Genomic DNA, 17380 nt, shown 5'->3' on the forward strand with positions numbered 1-17380 from the left:
CCTAGCGCCGTGACGCGCCTCACCGCAGGCCGACCAGGTCGGCTGGGTTATGTTCCGTGCATGTTCGCCGTCTACGCAGCCGAGCCGAGCCCGCAGGACCCCCTTGCCGCGCTGAGGGTGGGTGAGCGGCCGGAGCCCGAGGTCCCGGACGGCTGGGTGCGGGTCGGGGTGCGCGCGGCCAGCCTGAACATGCACGACCTGTGGACGCTGCGGGGTGTCGGCATCAAGGCCGACCGGTTCCCGATGATCCTGGGCTGCGACGGCGCCGGCGTGCTCGACGACGGCACCGAGGTCGTGTTGCACTCCGTGATCGGCGACCCGGACTGGTCGGGCGACGAGACCCTCGACCCCGGCCGCACGCTGCTGACCGAGAAGCACCAGGGCACGTTCGCCGACCACGTCGTGGTGCCGAGGAGGAACGCGCTGCCCAAGCCCGCCGGGCTGTCGTTCGCCGAGGCGGCCTGCATGGGCACGGCGTGGCTGACCGCGTACCGGATGCTGTTCGTGAAGTCCGGGCTGCGCCCCGGCCAGACGATGCTGGTGCAGGGCGCGTCCGGCGGTGTGTCGACCGCGCTGGTGCAGCTCGGCCGCGCCGCCGGGTACCGGGTGTGGGTGACCGGCCGCACCGAGGAGAAGCGCGCGCTCGCCGAGTCGCTGGGCGCGCACGCGACGTTCGAGTCCGGCGCGCGCCTGCCCGAGCGGGTCGACGCGGTGTTCGAGACGGTCGGCAAGGCCACCTGGTCGCACTCGATGAAGTCGCTCAAGCCGGGCGGCATCGTGGTGATCTCCGGTGCCACCAGCGGTGACGCCACCGGTGCCGAGCTGCAGCGGCTGTTCTTCCTCCAGCTGCGCGTGGTCGGCTCGACCATGGGCACCCGCGAGGAGCTCGGCGACCTGCTGGCGTTCTGCGCGCTCAACGACCTGCGCCCGCAGATCGGCCTCGAACTGCCGATGGAGCGCGCCGAGGAAGGCCTCAGGAGCATGCTCGACGGCGAGACCGCCGGGAAGATCGTCTTCACCCGCTAGCCCCCGACGTGCGCGCCTCCGCGTGGAGGCGCGCACGAGCCGGTCAGGCTCCCTTGAGCAGCTCCAGGATCACCGACGGGTCCTGAGCGCCGGAGACACCGCGGTTGCCGACGACGAACGTGGGCACGGACCGCACGCCGATGGCGATGCCCTCGGCCAGCTCCTGGCGCACCCGCGCCGCCAGTGCCTCGTCGCGCAGCGCCTCCTCGGCACCGGTGAGCCCGGCCTCGCCCGCCAGCTCCACCAGCGTCTCCGGGTCGCCGAGGTGCGCGCCCTCGGTGAAGTTGGCCCGGAACAGCCGCTCCTGCACCGCTTCCTGCACGCCCTGGTCGGCGGCGAGGGCGATCAGCTTGTGCGCGTCGAGCGTGTTGGCCTGGCGGGTCTTGTCCAGGTGGTACTCGAGCCCGACCCCCGCGGCGACCTCGGCCACCCGCTTGTGGGCACCCGCCACGGCGTCCGCGCCGCCGAACTTCACGGCCAGCGCCTCGGTCATCGGCGCGCCGTCGTTGGGCGAGCCCGGATCCAGCTGGAACGGGCGCCAGCGCACCTCGACGGGCTCACCGTCCCAGGCCTCCAGGGCGCTCTCCATCTTGCGCTTGCCGATGTAGCACCAGGGACAGACGACGTCCGACCACACTTCGAGTCTCACGACAGGTGGCAACACGGCGTCGGCCGACCTTGTTCCCCGTGTCGCCGAGCGCCCCCGCCGGTCGTAGGTTCGATCAAGGCGCACGACGGCGAAGGGAGACGACGATGTCCTCGACGCAAGGCGGCTTCGGCCGCGGGTCCGGGGTGTTCCGCCGCAAGCCCATCGAGCGGATAGACGAGGGCGGCGGGGAGTCGCTGAGCCGGACGCTGGGGCTGTGGCAGCTCACCGCGATCGGCATCGGCGGCATCATCGGCGCCGGGATCTTCTCGCTCGCGGGCGCGGTGGCCAACAAGACGGCGGGTCCGGCCGTGCTGGTGTCGTTCCTGGTCGCGGGGATCGCGAGCGCGGCGGCCGCGTTCTCCTACGCGGAGTTCGCCGGGATGATCCCGAAGGCAGGGTCGGCCTACACCTACGGCTACGCCGTGCTGGGCGAGATCGTCGGCTGGTTCATCGGCTGGGACCTGCTGCTGGAGTACACCGCGATCGTGGCGGTGGTGGCGATCGGCATCAGCGGCTACTTCACCGAGCTGCTGTCGCTGCTGCACGTCCGCCTGCCCGCGTGGATGCTCGGCGCTCCGGGGACGGAGACCGGCGACGTCGCGGCGGGCAGCTACAAGGTGAACCTGTTCGCGGTGCTGCTGTGCCTGCTGATCGCGTTCGTGCTGAACCAGGGCATGCGCAACGCCGCCAGGTTCGAGACGGTCCTGGTGTACCTCAAGGTCGCCATCGTGCTGCTCGTCGTCGCGGTCGGCGTCTTCCACATCGACACCGACAACTACGACCCGTTCTTCCCGTTCGGGATCTCCGGGGCGCTGACCGGCGCGGCGACGGTGTTCTTCGCGGTGTTCGGCTACGACGCGATGAGCACGGCGGCCGAGGAGTCGAAGGACTCCCAGAAGCACATGCCCAAGGCGATCCTCTACTCGCTGGCCATCTCGATGGTGCTGTACGTGCTCGCCTGCCTCGTGCTCACCGGCATGGTCGACTACCGGGACGTCGACGCGGAGAGCGCGTTCGCCACCGCCTTCGCCGACATCGGCCTGCCCGCGCTGGGCGTGGTCGTGTCGGTCGGCGCGATCCTCGGCATCACGACGGTGCTGTTCACGTTCCTCATGGGCGCCAGCCGGGTCGGCTACTCGATGAGCCGCGACGGCCTGCTGCCGCCGTGGTTCGGCAAGACCCACCCGACCAGGCACGTACCGAGCCGGTTCACCTGGGTACTCGGCGGCGCGGCCGCGGTGATCGCCGGGTTCCTGCCGATCGCCGAGGCGGCCGAGCTGACCAACATCGGCATCCTGCTGGCGTTCGTGGTGGTGTGCGTCGCGGTCATCGTGCTGCGCTACCGGCAGCCCGACCTGCCGCGCGGCTTCCGCACCCCCGGCATGCCGGTCGTGCCCGTGATCGGCGTGGTGTTCTCACTGTGGCTGATCACGTTCCTCAACCCCACCACGTGGCTGCGGTTCGCCGTCTGGTTCGCCATCGGCCTCGTCGTGTACTTCGCCTACAGCCGCAGGCACTCCGCGCTGGAGGAGTCGGGCTGACCACCGGTCGACCACGTCGGCGAGCACGGCCATCGGCAGCGGACCGCCACCGAGCACGAGGTCGTGGAACGCCTTCAGGTCGAACGCGGCGCCGAGCCGCTGTTCGGCCTCCCGGCGCAGGCGCTGGAACTCCAGCCGTCCCACCATGTACGCCAGCGCCTGGCCGGGGTTCTCGACGAACCGGTCGACCTGCGACCGGATGTCCGCCTCGGCCATGGCCGTGCTGGCCCGCAGGTACTCGACCGCCCGGTCGACGGACCAGCCGAAGGCGTGCATCCCGGTGTCGACCACCAGCCGGGCCGCGCGCGCCGAGTCCTGCGCGAGCATGCCGAGCCGGGCCACGTCGTCGGTGTAGAGGCCCATCTCGTCGGCGAGCCGCTCGGCGTAGAGGCCCCAGCCCTCGGTGTAGGCCTCGACCACCGCGATGCGGCGGATCAGGGGCAGGTCGCCGAGCTCCTGGGCCAGCGCGATCTGGAGGTGGTGGCCGGGTACGCCCTCGTGGAACGCGAGCGCCTCGCCGATGGTGCGGTCCTGCTCGCCGGGCCGGCGGGTGTTCACGAAGTACGTGCCCGGCCGCGAGCCGTCCAGCGCCGGGTCCACGTAGTAGCCCAGCGGCGCGGTCGACTCGGCCGCCTCGGGCACGCGTTCGACCGCGCACTCCCCGCGCGGCAGCCTGCCGAACCACCGCGGCGCCACGGCCAGCGCCCGGTCGACGGTCGCTTCGGCGGCGGCCAGCATCCCGTCGGCGTCCGCCCAGCGCAGCGCCGGGTCGGTGCGGACCCGCTCCCGGACCGCCTCGACGGTGGTCAGCCCGAAGACGCGGGACCCGACCTCCAGGTACTCCCGCTCCAGCTCGGCGACCAGCTCCAGTCCCGTCCGGTGCAGCTCCTCCGGACTCGCCGAGGTGGTGGTGAACCGGCGCACCAGACCGGCGTACATCGCCGCGCCACCGGGCAGCGCGCACAGGCCGGGGCGGTCGTCGCCGCGGCCTTGGGGCGCGATCTCGTCGTGCAGGAACGCGCGGTAGGCGGCGAACGCGGGCCTGACCTCCTGCTCCAGCAACCGGAGGCGCTTGGCGTCGCGCGGGCCGTCCAGCTCCGGGGTGCGCAGCGGGTCGCCGTCCGGGTCGGCCAGGTAGCGGTCCAGGAAGTCGACGGCCCTGCGCGCCAGCCGTGCCACCGGGACCACCCCGGCGGCCGCGGCCGCCCGTTGCCGGTCCGCCAGCTGCTCCAGGAACCGGGGGACGACCGAGAGGCGGGCCAGGTAGTCGAGCTGGCCGCGCTCGTCGACGGGCCGCACCAGCGGCAGCATGGTCAGCAGTCCCGCGGCGGACGCCCTCCAGACGTCGGCGCAGGTCAGCTCCGCGGGCAGGGCGTCGAGCCACTCGAGCAGCGCCGTGGCCTGGTCGGCCACCACCGCCGTGGTCGGGTCGCCGCCCACCGCCCGGCCCAGCACGTCCTCGGCACGGGCGCGCAGCGCCGACTCCGCCTCGACGCCGAGGTCGCGCAGCAGGTGGTCGCGGCCGGGCAGGCCGAGCAGGGTCGAGGACAGCGGCTCGGCGTCCAGGAGCAGGTCCATCATGGTGTCGGCGAGGTCGGCCATCTCAGGCGAACCGCCGTTCGACCAGGCCCGCCAACGCGTCCATCGGCAGCGGACCACTGGCCAGCACGAGGTCGTGGAACGCCCTGAGGTCGAACGCGTCGCCCTGCCGGGCGGAGGCCTCGGCGCGCAGGCGCTGGAACTCCAGGCGCCCCACCATGTACGCGAGCGCCTGACCCGGCTGCTCAACGTACCGGTCGGTCTCCGACTGGATGTCCACATCGGACAGCACGGTGTTCTCCCTCAGGTAGGCGACGACCTGGTCCCGGGTCCAGCCGAAGGCGTGCAGGCCGGTGTCGACCACCAGCCTGGCAGCCCGCATCGAGTCCAGCGCCAGCATCCCGAGGCGGGCGGTGGCGTCGCTGTAGAGCCCCATCTCGTCGGCGAGCCGCTCGGTGTAGAGCGCCCAGCCCTCGATGTGCGCCTCGATCGAGGCGATCCGGCGCAGCAGCGGCAGGTCACCGGTCTCCTGGAGCAGCGCGAGCTGGAAGTGGTGCCCCGGAACCGCCTCGTGGAACGCCGTGGCCTCCGCGAGCGTGCGGTCCTGCTCGGACGCCCGGTGGGTGTTCACGAAGTACGTGCCCGGACGCGCCCCGTCCATCGACGGGTCCAGGTAGTAGGCCCTCGGGGCGTTGGGCTCGTCGGCCTCCGGCACGCGTTCCACCGCGCACCGGGTGCTCGGCACGCGGCCGAACCAGGACGGCGCGACGGCCTCCGCGCGGGCGATCGTGGCGCGGGCGACGGCGAGCATCTCGTCGGGGTCGCGCCACCTCAGCGCCGGGTCGGCGCGCTTGCGCTCGCGGACCTCGGCGATCGTGCCGAAGCCCAGCTCCGCGTACTCCCGCTCCAGCCCGGCGATCAGGTCGAGCCCCGTCCGGTGCAGCTGCTCCGGTGTGCGGTCGGTCGTGGTGTGCATCCGCACGAGACTCGCGTAGGTCACGTCGCCGCCGGGCAGCGCGCACAGGCCCGGCCGGTCGTCCGGGCGGCCGTGCGCCACGACCTCGGCGAGCAGGAACCCGTGGTAGGCGGCGAACGCGGGCCGCACCTCCCGTTCCAGCAGCCGGTCGCGTTCCCGCGCGTTCGACGCGCCCAGTCCCGGCGTGCGCAACGGGTCCGCGGCCGGGTCGGCCAGGTAGCGCTCCACCCGCGCGGCCGCGGCCCGCACCAGGTGCGCGAGCGGCAGCCTCCCCGCGGCCAGGCCCGCGCGGTTCCGCTCGGTCACCTGCGCCAGGAAGCGGGGGACGGCGGCGAGCCTGGTCAGGTAGGCCCGCTCGGCCTCCTCCCCCGTCGGCCGCAGCAGCGGCAGCATGCCGAGCAGCCCGGTCACCGGGGCCGAGAGCGCCTCGGAGTAGGTGTGCTCGACCAGCCGGGCGTCGACCCGGCACACCACGGAGTCCGCCTGGTCGACCGCCACCGCGCGGGTCAGCTCGTCGAGGTCGTCGGCGGCACCGGCCCGTTCGGCGATCTCCACCGCCCGCGCCCGCAGCGCCCGTTCGCCGTCCTCGCCGACGTCGCGCAGCCGGTGGTCGTGGCCCGGTACCCCCAGCAGCGAGGCGAACAGCGGATCCGCGTCGAGAACCAGGTCCACCGCGTCCTCGACGAGATCGCCCACCGTCTACTCCCCAGCGAACCTGGCGGCGGCGTTCCGGATCGCCGTCCGCGCCTGGACGTCCAGCCTCCGCACCACTTCCGCGGCCGGTGCCGACTCGATCAAAGAGTAGGTCTGCCCGGCCCACAAGGACATCAGTTCGGGGTCACCGGTGGCGCGGATCGGCTTCGTCATCAGGTGCAGGTTCGGGTACGCGGCGGGCGCGTGCGCGGTGTTCTCGGTCAGGAACCGGTTCACCAGGCCGCGCGCGGGCCTGCCGCTGAACGCGCGGGTGAGCGCGGTCCTGCGGTTCTTCTCCTGCAACGCCATCCGGTAGCCGGGCGCGGTGCCCGCCTCCGGGCAGAGCAGGAACGCGGTGCCCAGCTGCGCGGCCACCGCGCCCGCGGTCACCACCGCGGCGACGTCCGCGCCGGTCGCCAGCCCACCCGCCGCGACCAGCGGGAGGTCGACGGCGGCGGCCACCAGCCGCAGCGCGGCCAGCGTGCCCAGCAGCTCGCCACCGCCGGGCGAGACGCCGTCGTCGGTGAGCGTGCCGCGGTGCCCACCGGCGTCCAGGCCCTGCACGCACAGCGCGTCCGCGCCGATCTGCGCCGCCTGCTTCGCCTCGGCCGGGGTCGTCACGGTCACCACGACGTACGAGCCCGCGGCGTGCAGCCGCCGGACCTCGTCGGCGCCGGGCAGGCCGAAGGTGAACGACACGACCGGGACGCGCATGGCCAGGACGAGCTCCAGCTTCGCCGGGTAGGAGTCGTCGTCCCACACCGGCGTGCCCGGCGTCACACCGGCCAGCGCGGCCTGGGCGGCCACCCGCTCCCGGTAGACCGAGAGGTCCACTGTGGACTGCGAGCCCGGCACGAACAGGTTCACGCCGAAGGGCTGGTCGGTCAGCCCGGAGACCTCCGCGAGCTGAGCGGCCAGCGCCTCCACGGTGAGCAGGCCGGCGGCCAGGAAACCCAGGCCACCGGCCGACCCCACCTCCGCGACCAGCTTCGGGGTGGACGCGCCACCCGCCATCGGCGCGGCGATCACGGGTACAGCCAGTCGTTCCAGCATGCACCCGAGGTTAATCCTTAAGGCAACGAATCCAGGTGCGGAGCCACCGCGTTCGCGAAGGCCCAGCCGTTGGACGCGTCCCAGTTGATCGACCACGTCATCGCGCCGCGGATCGTCGGGTACGTCGTCGACGGCTTGAACCCGCCGCAGTTCGTCCCCCTGGCCAGGCAGCTCAGCGCGTTGTTCACGGTCTGCGGCGAGACGTAGCCGCTGCCCGCGCCCGACGTCGACGCGGGCAGGCCGAGGCCGACCTGGTCGGCGCGCAGGCCGCCCTGGAGCTGGATGCAGGCGAGCGCGGTGATGAAGTCCACGTTCCCCTGGCTGTAGACCTTCTGGTCGCAGCCGAGCATCGAGCCGGAGTTGTAGTACTGCATGTTGACGATCGTCAGGATGTCCTTGATCGCCAGCGCCAGCTGGAAGTAGCCGCCCGCGGTGGACTGCATGTCGATGGTCTGCGGCGCCATCGTGATGATCTTGCCGCCGCCCGCGTAGATCTTGCGCAGCGCCGCGCCCATCTGGGTCGCGTTGATGCCGTTCTCCAGGTCGATGTCGACGCCGTCGAAGCCGTAGGTCGCGATCAGCGAGTTCACGCTGTTGGCGAAGTTGTTCGACGCCGTCGCGTCACCGACGCTGATGGTGCCGCGCTCGCCGCCGACCGACAGGATCACCTTCTGGCCGCGCGCCTTCACCGTCTTGATGTCGGCCTTGAACTGCGCGTCGGTGTACCCGCCCAGCGCGCTGGACAGACCGGGGTCGAGGTTGAACGTCACCGCGCCGGGTGTGCCCGACACCGCGTCCGCGAACGACACCGCGATGATGTCGTAGGTGGTCGGCACGTCGGCGATCTTCAGCACCCTGGCGCCGTTGTTGAAGTTCTGCCAGTAGCCCGTGAGCACGTGCTTCGGCAGCGACGTCGCGGGCGGCGGCGTCGTGGTCGTCGTCGTGGTGGTCGTCGTGGTCGTGGTCGTGGTGGTGGTCGTCGTGGGCGGCGTGCCCGGACCGTCCACGGCGACGTCGTCGGCGTAGTAGGCGGGCTGGCCGTACCAGCCGTGCAGGTAGATGGTCACCGTCGTGGCGGAGCCGCTGGTGAAGTCCACCGACAGCTGCGTCCACGACGCCGAACCGGGGGTCCAGGTGCTCTTCTCACCGGCGCTCGTGCCGGTCACGCCGAGGTAGGTGTAGCTGCCCTGCACCCACGCGGACAGCTTGTACGCGGTGTTCGGCACCACCGTCACGGTCTGCGAGCAGCGCGAGTTGTCCTGCCCCGCGGGCGTTCCCGCCAACGCGTAGGACCCCGTCCGCTTCGGACTGGTCACCGCCGCGGCCCCACCGGAACAGGTCCACGCGCTCGTGTTGCCCGCCTCGAAACCGAAGTTCCCCACCAGGTTCGCCGCGGACGCGTTCCCCACCACCAGCAGCCCGAGGCCCGCGAAGGCCACCAGCGCGCTCAGCGCCGCGATCAGCGCTCGTCTCGTCTTCGTACCCACGTGCACCTCACCAGATCCACTTCGGCGGCCACGGCCCGGACGCGTGATGTGGGCCACTCGAAAAATGGACTAGACCACTCCTCGCTGTCAAGACGTGGTGAGCCTGTTGGGCCGAAGGCGGTGTCCCCACTGGGCCGAACGGCCCGATCCCGAGAAATCGTGTTTGGTCCGTGGTCAACTGGGAACGCACTCACCAGACAGGCACGCGGTCGTCCGACCGTGGAAGTCGGAGGAAGCCATGACCTTCACGCTCCCTGATGCCGTCAACCTGGCCCGCCGCGCTCACGAGGGCCAGGTCGACAAATCCGGAAATCCCTACATCGACCACCCGCTGCGCGTCATGACCCGCGTGGAGGGCGACGCCGAGCAGATGGCCGCGGTCCTCCACGACGTCGTCGAGGACACCACCGTCACCCTCGACGAGCTCGTGGAGCTGGACTGCCCCACCATCGTCGTCCGCGCCGTGGAAGCCCTCACCCACTTCCCCGACGAACCCCAGTCCGCCTACCTCGCCCGCGTTGCCGCCGACCCGATCGCCCTGGTCGTCAAGCGCGCCGACATCGGCGACAACCTCTCCCCCGACCGCACCGCCCAGCTGCAACCGGTCGAACGCGAACGCCTCCGCGAGAAGTACGAGACCGCGTTGAGGCTGCTCGACTATTACGAGAACGGATGAACGTGCCGTATACCACAGGTAACGCCGGTATGCGAGAGAGATCACCATCAGAATCGATGCAGAAGCCAAGAAAAAGGTGAAGGATGGGTGGTGCACAACAAGCCACCACCCATCAAAGGGAGCTAGATGACCCACCCCAGCACCGCGATCCGAACTCTGCGCAGGACCCTGACCAACCGCCGCACGGCCCGCAAGACCCGCCAAAGCCTCGAACGCGAGTTGGCCAGCTACAACACCCCCAGCGCCCGCCTCGACCTCGACACCATCCTGGCCAGGCACGACTCGGCGGAAACCGCCGAGATCAAGGCGATCCTCCACAGGCAGTCCATGGAACGGATCATCCGCACCGGCAACTGACCCCAAGCAAGGCCGTTCACCGTCGAACGCGTCTGCGCGCCCCCAAGGCAGCGACCTGACAGCCAGTTCGACAAACCAGAGGCCACCCCGACAAAGATGCCGAGGTGGCCTTCGTCATTTCAAAACAACAACCCCACCACACACCAAGCAAGTCCGACGCGCAGCGAAGACGCCTTCCCTTCCGACGGCGCAGCCGAGGGTCCGTCGTCGGGCGCAGCCCGCCAGCGCGCATCCGGCGCGGAGCGCCTGGGGCCTTGTCCGCCGCGCAGCAAGGATGCTTTGTCCAACGCGCAGCGCGGATCCCCCACTGGGCAAAGCCCGCAACCTCGCATCCGGCGCGGAGCGCCCCACTGCCTTGTCCGCAGCGCAGCAAGGATGCCTGGTCCGACGGCGAAGCCGAGGATGCCCTGTCAGGCGCAGCCTGATGCCCCCGAAACCCACCCTTCCCCCACGCACCCCGACGAAAAGCCATCTCTATACGCAACAACGCTTGTCAAGACAGCCCTATCCTCTTGACAAGCGTTGTTGCGTATAGAACACTCGGCGATCGGGGTGAAGCCCCCTACCTCACAACCCCAGCCCTACTTCTTCTTCTTGTCGTCATCCGTGGACAGTGCCGCAACGAAAGCCTCCTGCGGCACCTCCACCCTCCCCACCATCTTCATCCGCTTCTTCCCGACCTTCTGCTTCTCCAGCAGCTTCCGCTTCCGCGTGATGTCGCCGCCGTAGCACTTGGCCAGCACGTCCTTCCGGATCGCCCGGATGTTCTCCCGTGCGATCACCCGTGATCCGATGGCCGCCTGGATCGGGATCTCGAACTGCTGCCGCGGGATCAGTTCGCGCAGCTTCGAGGCCATCCGGGTGCCGTACCCGTAGGCCGAGTCCTTGTGGCAGATGGCGCTGAACGCGTCCACGGCCTCGCCCTGGAGCAGGATGTCGACCTTCACCAGTTCGGAGCTCTGCTCCCCCGACTCCTCGTAGTCCAGCGACGCGTATCCCCGCGTCCGGGACTTCAGGTTGTCGAAGAAGTCGAAGATGATCTCGCCGAGCGGCATCGTGTACCGCAGTTCGACCCGGTCCTCCGACAGGTAGTCCATGCCGCCGAGCTGGCCGCGCTTCGACTGGCACAACTCCATGATCGCGCCGATGTAGTCGCTCGGGGCGATGATCGTGCACTTGGTCACCGGCTCGAAGATGTCGGCCATCTTCCCGTCCGGCCAGTCCGACGGGTTGGTCACGGTGTGCACCGCCCCGTCCTCCATGACCACCCGGTACACCACGTTCGGCGCCGTCGAGATCAGGTCCAGCCCGAACTCCCGTTCCAGCCGGTCGCGCGTGATCTCCAGGTGCAGCAGCCCGAGGAACCCGCAGCGGAACCCGAAGCCCAGCGCCGCGGACGTCTCCGGCTCGTAGGTCAGCGCGGCGTCGTTGAGCTGGAGCTTGTCCAGCGCCTCGCGCAGCTCCGGGTAGTCCGACCCGTCCACCGGGTAGAGGCCCGAGTAGACCATCGGCCGCGGTTCCCGGTACCCGGCGAGCGGCTCGGTCGCGCCCTTGCGCTCGGAGGTCACGGTGTCGCCGACCTTCGACTGGCGGACGTCCTTCACACCCGTGATCAGGTAGCCCACCTCGCCGACGCCGAGCCCGACGCTGGCCTTGGGCTCCGGCGAGATGATCCCGACTTCCAGGATCTCGTGCACGGCGCCGGTGGACATCATCTTGATCCGCTCGCGCGGGGTGATCTTGCCGTCCACGACGCGGATGTAGGTCACCACGCCGCGGTAGGTGTCGTAGACCGAGTCGAAGATCATCGCGCGGGCGGGCGCGTCGGCGTCGCCGACGGGCGGCGGCACCTTGAGCACGACCTCGTCGAGCAGCTCCTTGACGCCGAAGCCGGTCTTCGCCGAGACCCGCAGCACCTCGTCGGGGTCGCACCCGACGATGTGCGCGATCTCCTTGGCGTACTTGTCCGGGTCGGCCGCCGGGAGGTCGATCTTGTTCAGCACCGGGATGACCGCGAGGTCGTTCTCCAGCGCCAGGTAGAGGTTGGCCAGCGTCTGGGCCTCGATGCCCTGCGCGGCGTCCACCAGCAGCACGGCGCCCTCGCAGGCCTCCAGCGCGCGGGACACCTCGTAGGTGAAGTCCACGTGGCCGGGCGTGTCGATCATGTGGAGGACGTGCGGCTTCTCCGCGATCTGCCACGGCAGGCGCACGTTCTGCGCCTTGATCGTGATGCCGCGCTCGCGCTCGATGTCCATGCGGTCCAGGTACTGGGCGCGCATCAACCTCGGGTCGACGACGCCGGTGATCTGCAGCATCCGATCGGCCAGGGTCGACTTGCCGTGGTCGATGTGGGCGATGATGCAGAAGTTCCGGATGAGCTCCGGAGGCGTGAACGTCTTGTCGGCGAACGTGCTCACTCAAGTTCCTCGCGCAATAGGACGGGGGACACCACATCATCTCACGGCGCGCGCACCTCGATTACCCGCCGACCTGAGACCAGGGCCATAAGCTCTGCGCCGTGTTCGCAAATGGAGAGGACGCCCGCCCGGCCAAGGGCGCGGTCCGCGAAGTGCACTCGGCCGCCGTCGCCGCCACCCTGGAGTACTCCCCCGACCTGGACGGGCTCGCCGATCCGGGCGAGATCGTGTGGGCCTGGGTGCCCTTCGAGGAGGACCCGGAGCGGGGCAAGGACCGCCCGCTGCTGGTCGTGGGCAGGCACCACCGCTCGCTGCTGGGCCTGATGCTGTCCAGCAAGGAGCCCGACGACCGCGAGGCCGACGACTGGCTCGACCTCGGCTCCGGCGCCTGGGACCGCGATGGCAGGCACTCCTACCTGCGGTTGGACCGGGTGTTCGAGCTGGACGAGCACGACATCCGCCGTGAGGGCTCGGTGCTGGAGTCCGAGCGGTTCGACCAGGTCAGCGCCGTCCTGCGGGTGCGGCACGGCTGGAACTGACCCCGACCGGTCGGATTCCCCCGCACCGGGCGAGGTGCGGGGGAATCCGACCGGCGGGACGTCGAACCGCCGGCTTGGGGAGGCCTAGCCCCGGAAGCGCTGCCTCGTGCGACCGCCGAGCAGCATCCGCAGGCCCACGAGCGTGACCACGATCAGGACGCCGCCGATCGTGACGATCAGCGGCATGCTCATCGGCGGTGCCGCGAAGCTGCTCGCCGCCTGCGGGGTGGGCGCGCCCGCGGCCGCCGCGAGCGTGGCGATCGGGATGTTCTTGGTGTCGGTGAAGTCGACCTTGCCGGTCGACTCCAGCACGGTGATGTGGTCCAGCACGGTCTTCATGCAGACGTCGGCGAAGTCGCGGATCAGCGAGTTGCGGGTACCGGCCCGGACCGTGGCCAGGAACATGTAGACCTTGCCGTGCGCGGCGCGCAGCCGGTTGGCGTAGATCTTGTCGAACTCGTCGCTGCCCGCGGGGGCGGCGGTCATCTCGCGCAGCCAGCCCTGCTGGTCGGAGTTCGGGGCCGTGGGCAGGGTGACGTTGAGCATCTTGCCGAGCTCGATCACCCGCGCGTCGAGGTCGGTGTGGCCCTCGATCAGGTGCCTGCCCGCCTCCTGGACGAGCGGGTTGCCCGACTTCTCCAGCCCCATCTCGCCCGCGGGCTTCTCCCACAGGCCCGCGAGGCGGACCTTCACGAGCATGTCGCGAGCCGCCCCGTCCAGCGGGCCCCACTGCGTCTGCTCCACCTCCGTCGACACGGGTTGGGCGGCGGACGTCCCGGCTAGGGGCAGCAGGAGCGCTGCGAGGGCGACGATCAGCGACGCGGCAGCAGACCGAAGGAGGCGCATGTTCGGGACTACGGATGGGCGACCATAGGGGTTCAGGCCAATCGGGTGACTTCCACCGTCACGTCGAGCGCGGAGGCGGCCCCGCCGGAGTACGTGCCCTTCAGCGGTGCGACGTCGCCGTAGTCGCGGCCGAGCGCCACCCAGATGTGCCGGGGACCGACCGGGATGGCGTTGGTCGGGTCGTACCCCCACCAGCCGCCGGTCCACGCCTCGATCCACGCGTGGCTCTCGCCGCGCACGGTCTCCCGCACCGCCCCGTCGGGCTTGGTGTGCAGGTAGCCGGACACGTACCGGGACGGGATGCCCATGGCCCGCAGCAGCACCAGCGTGAGGTGCGCGAAGTCCTGGCAGACGCCCTCGCGGGCCCGCCACGCGTCGGTCGCCGAGCTGTGCACGCCGGTCGTGCCGGGCTGGTACTTGAGCTGCTGGTGCACCCAGTGGCAGGCCGCGAGCACCGCGTCCGCCGGGCTCACGCCCTTGCGCAGCTCGCGCGCCACCGCGGCCAGCTCCTTGTCCTTGGGCACGTACGGCGTCCAGTCGAGGAACTCGGTGTACCGGTCGAGCAGCGCCTCGGACTTGAGGTCGGGCCAGCTGCCGGACCGGTTCGGCTCGTTCTCCTCACCGGTCTCCACGACCGACGACGCCACGACCTTCAGCTCCAGGTGCGGTGCGTGCAGGTCGAACGACGTGACCTCGGTGCCCCAGTAGTCGGTGTAGCGGTACGCCCTGGTCGCGGGCGTGGTCTCGACCCTGCTGACCACGACGTTCTGCCGCCGGTCGCCGCGCGGGGTGAGCCGGGCCTCGTTGTAGGACTGGGTGACCGGGGCCTCGTACCGGTAGCCCGTCGTGTGCACCACCCGCACGCGCCAGCTCATGAGGTCACCTTCGCGTTGGTCCAGGCCACCCAGGGCACGGAGTGGAAGTACTGCAGGGAGACCGCCTCGCCGACGTCGCGCACCGTCGCCTGCAGCGCCTTCAGCCTGCGCGGCAGGTCCTCCAGCAGGTCGTGCGGGCGGAGGAACTCCAGGTCGCTGCGGGCCTGGCCGAGCAGCCGCAGCGCCTCCGCGCGGGCGCCGACCCGCACGCTGGGCTGGTGGTCGAGGTGCTCCAGGCACGACTCGGCCTGGCGCAGGGCGTGGAACACCGAGCGCGGGAACAGCCGGTCCAGCAGCAGGAACTGCACGACCCGGCCCGCGTCCAGCGCGCCGCGGTAGGTGCGCAGGTACGTGTCGTGCGCGCCCGCCGAGCGCAGCACCGTGACCCAGCCGGGCGAGGACGCCTTGTCGCCGACGCGGGACAGCAGCAGCCGGACGATCATGTCGACCCGCTCGACCGACCGGCCGAGCACCAGGAACCGCCAGCCGTCGTCGCGGCTCATCGTCGAGTCGGCCAGTCCCGCGAACATCGCCGCGCGCTCCTCGACGAACGAGAAGAACGCGTGCGGGCCGACGGTGCGGGCGTAGCGCTGCCGTTCCGGCACCGCGTTGTACATCGTGTTGAGGCACTCCCACATCTCGCTCGACACGACCTCGCGGGCGCCCTTGGTGTTCTCGCGCGCGCTGTTGACCGACGCCACGATGGACCCGGCGTTCTCGCCGGAGTAGGCCACCAGCTCGGTCAGCGACCACACGTCGAACGCCCGCTCGCCCTCCGGCGGGGCGATGCCCAGGACGGCGAGGAGCTGGCGGCTGGTCGCGTCCGGGTCGACCGTCGCGTCCTCCAGCAGCTGGTGCACCGACACGTCGAGGATGCGGGCGGTGTCGTCCGCGCGTTCGACGTAGCGACCGATCCAGTACAGCGACTCCGCGTTGCGAGCCAGCATCAGACCTCCTCGGTGCGCTGGGAAAGCTGTTGCTGCTGTTGTTGCTGCTGCTGGGCCGTCGACAGCTCCGGTCCCTGCTCGGCCGCGATGGCGGCGAGCCCCTCGGCACCGGCGAGCCCGGGTTCGGCGAGCTCGCGCTCCACTGTGGACGACCGCGGCGCGAGCACCCAGGTGTCCTTGGAACCGCCGCCCTGCGAGGAGTTCACCACCAGGCTGCCCTCCGGCAGCGCCACCCGCGTCAGTCCTCCGGGGAGGACGAAGATGAAGTTGCCGTCGTTGACCGCGAACGGCCGCAGGTCCACGTGGCGGGGCACCAGCCGGTCGCCGATCTTCGTCGGCACGGTCGACAGCTGCACCACCGGCTGCGCGATCCAGCCGCGCGGGTTCGTCCTGATCCGCTTGCGCAGCGAGTTCAGCTCCCTGGTCGTGGCGTACGGGCCGAACACGATGCCGTACCCGCCGGAGCCCTCGACCGGCTTGACCACCAGCTCCTCCAGGTGGTCCAGCACGTAGGCGCGCTCGTCGGGCAGCCAGCAGCGGAACGTGTCGACGTTGGGCAGCAGCGGCTTCTCGCCGAGGTAGTACTGCACGATCTCGGGCATGTAGGTGTAGACGAGCTTGTCGTCCGCGACCCCGTTGCCCATCGCGTTGGCGATGACGACGTTGCCCGCGCGGGCGGCGTTGAGCAGGCCCGCCACGCCCAGGACGGAGTCGGCCCGCAGGTGCACCGGGTCCAGGAAGTCGTCGTCGATCCGGCGGTAGATCACGTCCACCTGCCGCTCGCCCTCGGTCGTGCGCAGGTAGACGAGGTTGTCGCGGCAGAACAGGTCGCGCCCCTCGACCAGCTCCACACCCATCTGCCTGGCGAGCAGCGAGTGCTCGAAGTAGGCGGAGTTCGCCACGCCGGGTGTCAGCACCACGACGTTCGGGTCGGCCGCGTTCGGCGCCGCCGCGTTGCGCAGCGCCCGCAGCAGGTGCACCGCGTAGTCGCCCACCGCGCGCACCCGGTGCCGCGCGAACAGGTCCGGGAACACCCGTGCCATCGTGCGCCGGTTCTCCATCACGTAGGACACCCCGGACGGGCAGCGCAGGTTGTCCTCCAGCACCCGGAACACCCCGTCCACGTCCCGGACGAGGTCGACCCCGGACACGTGGATCCGCACCCCGTTCGGCGGGTTGATCCCGGCCGCCTCCCGGTGGAAGTGCTCGCACGAGGTGATCAGCCGCCGCGGCAGCACCCCGTCCCGCACGATCTGCGCGTCCCCGTAGATGTCGGCGAGGAACATCTCCATCGCCCGCACCCGCTGCACGATCCCGCGCTCCAGCTTCGCCCACTCCGAGGCGGTCAGGATGCGCGGGATCAGGTCCAGCGGGAACGGCCGCTCCTGGCCGGACAGCGAGAACGTGATGCCCTGGTCCACGAACGCCCGCCCGAGCGCCTCCGACCGCGCGTTCAGGTCCGCCACCTCGGACGGCGCGATCGACTCGTGCAACGCCCGGTAGGCCGACCGCACCCCCTCGTCGCGGGTGAACATCTCGTCGTAGGCGTCCGCGTGCGGGCGGTCCGGATCCAGGTAGCCGTCGAACAGCTTGCTCGGCCGCGGGGCCGTCACGGCCGGGCTGCGCCGCAGGGCTGAGGTGCGCGTTCGACGTTCCATGAACGACATACTGACCCGCGGAGTGCCGTTCGCGCACTACCTGGCGGCGGGGAAGTCCCGGACGGAAACGTGGCGGAAACATCATGAGTCCCACCGAACCC

At 70.8% G+C, this 17380-nt stretch carries 14 protein-coding genes and 1 pseudogene; 5 read left to right on the forward strand and 10 right to left on the reverse strand.

The annotated features are described in order from the left end of the window. The first annotated feature begins 60 nt into the window (after positions 1-60). The gene (locus tag CLV43_RS34435) at positions 61-1026 is read left to right on the forward strand and encodes a zinc-binding dehydrogenase (RefSeq protein ID WP_106192656.1); all 966 of its coding nucleotides are present in this window, start codon (positions 61-63) and stop codon (positions 1024-1026) included. A 43-nt stretch (positions 1027-1069) separates the two neighbouring features. Here the strand turns inward: CLV43_RS34435 and CLV43_RS34440 are convergent, their stop codons facing one another. Beyond that, entirely contained in the window at positions 1070-1675 is a 606-nt protein-coding gene (locus tag CLV43_RS34440; protein ID WP_170156143.1) for a DsbA family oxidoreductase, read from the reverse strand. Between the two features lie 104 nt (positions 1676-1779). Between CLV43_RS34440 and CLV43_RS34445 the strand changes: the two genes are divergently transcribed. Further along, on the forward strand, positions 1780-3216 hold the full coding sequence (locus CLV43_RS34445) for an amino acid permease (protein WP_106192659.1): 1437 nt from the start codon (positions 1780-1782) through the stop codon (positions 3214-3216). A gap of 21 nt (positions 3217-3237) precedes the next feature. Here CLV43_RS34445 and CLV43_RS34450 read toward each other — a convergent pair. The 4 genes and pseudogenes from CLV43_RS34450 to CLV43_RS34465 all read right to left on the reverse strand — a co-directional run. Next, positions 3238-4818, reverse strand: a pseudogene (locus tag CLV43_RS34450) (DUF885 domain-containing protein); the annotation flags it as partial. 1 nt (position 4819) lies between these two features. Then, a complete protein-coding gene (locus tag CLV43_RS34455; protein WP_106192660.1) occupies positions 4820-6427 on the reverse strand; it encodes a DUF885 domain-containing protein in 1608 nt (535 codons plus the stop codon). A 3-nt stretch (positions 6428-6430) separates the two neighbouring features. Next, complete coding sequence (locus CLV43_RS34460) at positions 6431-7477, reverse strand: NAD(P)H-dependent flavin oxidoreductase (RefSeq protein ID WP_106192662.1); 1047 nt, start codon at positions 7475-7477, stop codon at positions 6431-6433. 17 nt (positions 7478-7494) lie between these two features. Beyond that, positions 7495-8964, reverse strand: a complete 1470-nt coding sequence (locus CLV43_RS34465; protein WP_170156144.1) for a chitinase — start codon at positions 8962-8964, stop codon at positions 7495-7497. 238 nt (positions 8965-9202) lie between these two features. Here CLV43_RS34465 and CLV43_RS34470 point away from each other — a divergent pair, with 238 nt between their 5' ends. Both CLV43_RS34470 and CLV43_RS34475 read left to right on the forward strand, forming a co-directional pair. After that, the gene (locus CLV43_RS34470; protein ID WP_106192665.1) at positions 9203-9640 is read left to right on the forward strand and encodes an HD domain-containing protein; all 438 of its coding nucleotides are present in this window, start codon (positions 9203-9205) and stop codon (positions 9638-9640) included. Between the two features lie 126 nt (positions 9641-9766). Then, entirely contained in the window at positions 9767-9997 is a 231-nt protein-coding gene (locus CLV43_RS34475; RefSeq protein ID WP_106192667.1) for a hypothetical protein, read from the forward strand. A gap of 581 nt (positions 9998-10578) precedes the next feature. Here CLV43_RS34475 and lepA read toward each other — a convergent pair. Next, complete coding sequence (gene lepA, locus CLV43_RS34480) at positions 10579-12414, reverse strand: translation elongation factor 4 (protein WP_106192669.1); 1836 nt, start codon at positions 12412-12414, stop codon at positions 10579-10581. Between the two features lie 101 nt (positions 12415-12515). On the opposite strand from lepA, the gene CLV43_RS34485 reads away from it, so the two are divergent. Then, the gene (locus CLV43_RS34485; protein ID WP_106192671.1) at positions 12516-12953 is read left to right on the forward strand and encodes a type II toxin-antitoxin system PemK/MazF family toxin; all 438 of its coding nucleotides are present in this window, start codon (positions 12516-12518) and stop codon (positions 12951-12953) included. Between the two features lie 84 nt (positions 12954-13037). Here the strand turns inward: CLV43_RS34485 and CLV43_RS34490 are convergent, their stop codons facing one another. Genes CLV43_RS34490 through CLV43_RS34505 form a run of 4 tightly spaced genes read right to left on the reverse strand, consistent with a single transcriptional unit; the run spans position 13038 to position 17288 of the window. Then, a complete protein-coding gene (locus tag CLV43_RS34490) occupies positions 13038-13799 on the reverse strand; it encodes a DUF4142 domain-containing protein (RefSeq protein ID WP_106192672.1) in 762 nt (253 codons plus the stop codon). Positions 13800-13831: 32 nt separating this feature from the next. Continuing rightward, positions 13832-14674, reverse strand: coding sequence for a transglutaminase family protein (locus CLV43_RS34495; protein ID WP_106192674.1), 843 nt, complete (start codon positions 14672-14674; stop codon positions 13832-13834). Then, positions 14671-15621, reverse strand: a complete 951-nt coding sequence (locus CLV43_RS34500) for an alpha-E domain-containing protein (protein ID WP_106192675.1) — start codon at positions 15619-15621, stop codon at positions 14671-14673. Before CLV43_RS34500 ends, CLV43_RS34495 begins: the two co-directional genes overlap by 4 nt. Further along, positions 15621-17288, reverse strand: a complete 1668-nt coding sequence (locus CLV43_RS34505) for a circularly permuted type 2 ATP-grasp protein (RefSeq protein ID WP_106192677.1) — start codon at positions 17286-17288, stop codon at positions 15621-15623. The genes CLV43_RS34500 and CLV43_RS34505 overlap by 1 nt, the downstream gene beginning before the upstream one ends. Positions 17289-17380 lie beyond the last annotated feature (92 nt).

Source organism: Umezawaea tangerina (genome assembly GCF_003002815.1).
GTDB classification, from domain to species: Bacteria; Actinomycetota; Actinomycetes; order Mycobacteriales; family Pseudonocardiaceae; genus Umezawaea; species Umezawaea tangerina.

Coding starts and splice junctions, on each gene's coding strand:
- CLV43_RS34435 (WP_106192656.1), top strand. CDS start 61: ATGTTCGCCGTCTACGCAGCCGAGCCGAGCCCGCAGGACCCCCTTGCC.
- CLV43_RS34445 (WP_106192659.1), top strand. CDS start 1,780: ATGTCCTCGACGCAAGGCGGCTTCGGCCGCGGGTCCGGGGTGTTCCGC.
- CLV43_RS34460 (WP_106192662.1), bottom strand. CDS start 7,477: ATGCTGGAACGACTGGCTGTACCCGTGATCGCCGCGCCGATGGCGGGT.
- CLV43_RS34470 (WP_106192665.1), top strand. CDS start 9,203: ATGACCTTCACGCTCCCTGATGCCGTCAACCTGGCCCGCCGCGCTCAC.
- CLV43_RS34475 (WP_106192667.1), top strand. CDS start 9,767: ATGACCCACCCCAGCACCGCGATCCGAACTCTGCGCAGGACCCTGACC.
- CLV43_RS34490 (WP_106192672.1), bottom strand. CDS start 13,799: ATGCGCCTCCTTCGGTCTGCTGCCGCGTCGCTGATCGTCGCCCTCGCA.
- CLV43_RS34495 (WP_106192674.1), bottom strand. CDS start 14,674: ATGAGCTGGCGCGTGCGGGTGGTGCACACGACGGGCTACCGGTACGAG.
- CLV43_RS34500 (WP_106192675.1), bottom strand. CDS start 15,621: ATGCTGGCTCGCAACGCGGAGTCGCTGTACTGGATCGGTCGCTACGTC.
- CLV43_RS34505 (WP_106192677.1), bottom strand. CDS start 17,288: ATGTCGTTCATGGAACGTCGAACGCGCACCTCAGCCCTGCGGCGCAGC.